This is a genomic window from Mesorhizobium sp. M4B.F.Ca.ET.017.02.2.1 (genome assembly GCF_003998955.1).
Classification (GTDB): Bacteria; Pseudomonadota; Alphaproteobacteria; order Rhizobiales; family Rhizobiaceae; genus Mesorhizobium; species Mesorhizobium abyssinicae.
Genome location: NZ_RZOF01000608.1, coordinates 1 through 1,410 on the forward strand (window position 1 = coordinate 1; position 1,410 = coordinate 1,410).

Below are 1,410 nucleotides of genomic sequence, written 5' to 3' on the forward strand. Positions count from 1 at the left end.
TACAAAACGAAGCCGCTCGTCCATGATGCCAGTCTCTCGCCAAACCATCGCCGGGTCCTCCGGCGAGGGAGAAAACTGTCACCTATGCAATCGGTCCATTCTGTTACCTATCTATCCGGTTCGGACAACAGCCTTCTTCTCCCCGTCACTATACGGGGAGAAGGTGCCGGCAGGCGGATGAGGGGCGGCGCCGACAGACGATATTTATCGCAGCTCAGGTTACGAGCATGCCGTTCAATCAAAAAGGCGGGAGCTTGTCCCGCCTTTTTTGTTACTCGCTAACAAGCCGCTTACTGCAAACGGCCGCTGGCATGGGCCAGCATGGTGTAGACCTTGCCGGTGTCCGAAGTCAGGTAGGTTTGGCCCATGATGTTGTCGCGGTCGTTGCGCGACACATCCTTGAGCAGCTTCTCGAAATCGTCGCAGTAGCGGTCGACGGCGGCGCGGAACTCGGCCTCGGTCTGGTACTTGCGGCGGATCTCGTCGAAGGTCTGCTGGCCTTTCAGCGTGTAGAGGCGCCGCGTGAACACGTCACGCTCGCCGCGCCGGTAGCGGTTCCACAGCTCGATCGAGGCGTCGTGGTCGATGGCGCGGGCGATATCGACCGACAGCGAGTTGAGCGATTCCACGACATGCAGTGGCGAGCGCTGCGCCGGAGCCGGGCGCGGCGCTTCCGCCGGAGCGGCCGGCCGGAGCTCTTCCTCGCGCGATGCGCCGGTCAGGAGATCGCGCACCCAGCCGCCTTGCGCCGTGCGGCCATTGGGATCGCGGCGCGGGGCCGTCTCGGCAGCGCGATCGAGGTCGAGCGTGCCGCGCAAGGTCGTCTCGGCCAACGGCGCCTGAGGTGCCCGGCGCTCGGGTTGCGGCTGTGGCTGCTGTGACTGCTGCGGTGCCGGCGGGCGACGCAGCGGCTCGGCAGGACGGGCCGGCGCCTGCGGTGCGGGGCGCAGACCGCGCGGCTCGCCGGATTCGCTGCTGCCGCTGCGGCCGGATTTCGCAACGATGTCAGACAGCTCCTTGAGCGCGTTGATCTGCTCGGAGACGGCGCGGCGGATGGCCGAGGTCGACTCCTTGGCCTCTTCCGGCATCTCGATGACGCCCTTCTTGAGCTCGGCGCGCGTCAGGTCGAGCTCGCTCTTGATCGAACCGGCCGTGCGCCGCATCTCCTCGGTGGCGTCGGCAAAGCGGCGCGTAGCCGAATCGACGACCTCGGCGATGGCGGTGCGGATCTTCTCCGCCGATTCCATGGTCCGTCCCTCGGCGTTCTGCATCGTCTGGCCAACCAGGTTTTCGAACGAACGCATCACCTTTTCGAGGTCTTCCGACTTCTTGACCAGGCCGACGGCGAGATCTTCCAGCGACGACTGCCGCTCCAGCGTGTGCTCGAGGTTGCTCTGCGCCGAGCTGAGC

General features: G+C 65.6%; 1 pseudogene. It reads right to left on the reverse strand.

Annotation, left to right across the window (positions count from 1 at the left end):
• Positions 1–290: 290 nt before the first annotated feature.
• A pseudogene (locus EN738_RS34285) lies at positions 291–1,410 on the reverse strand (kinesin); the annotation flags it as partial.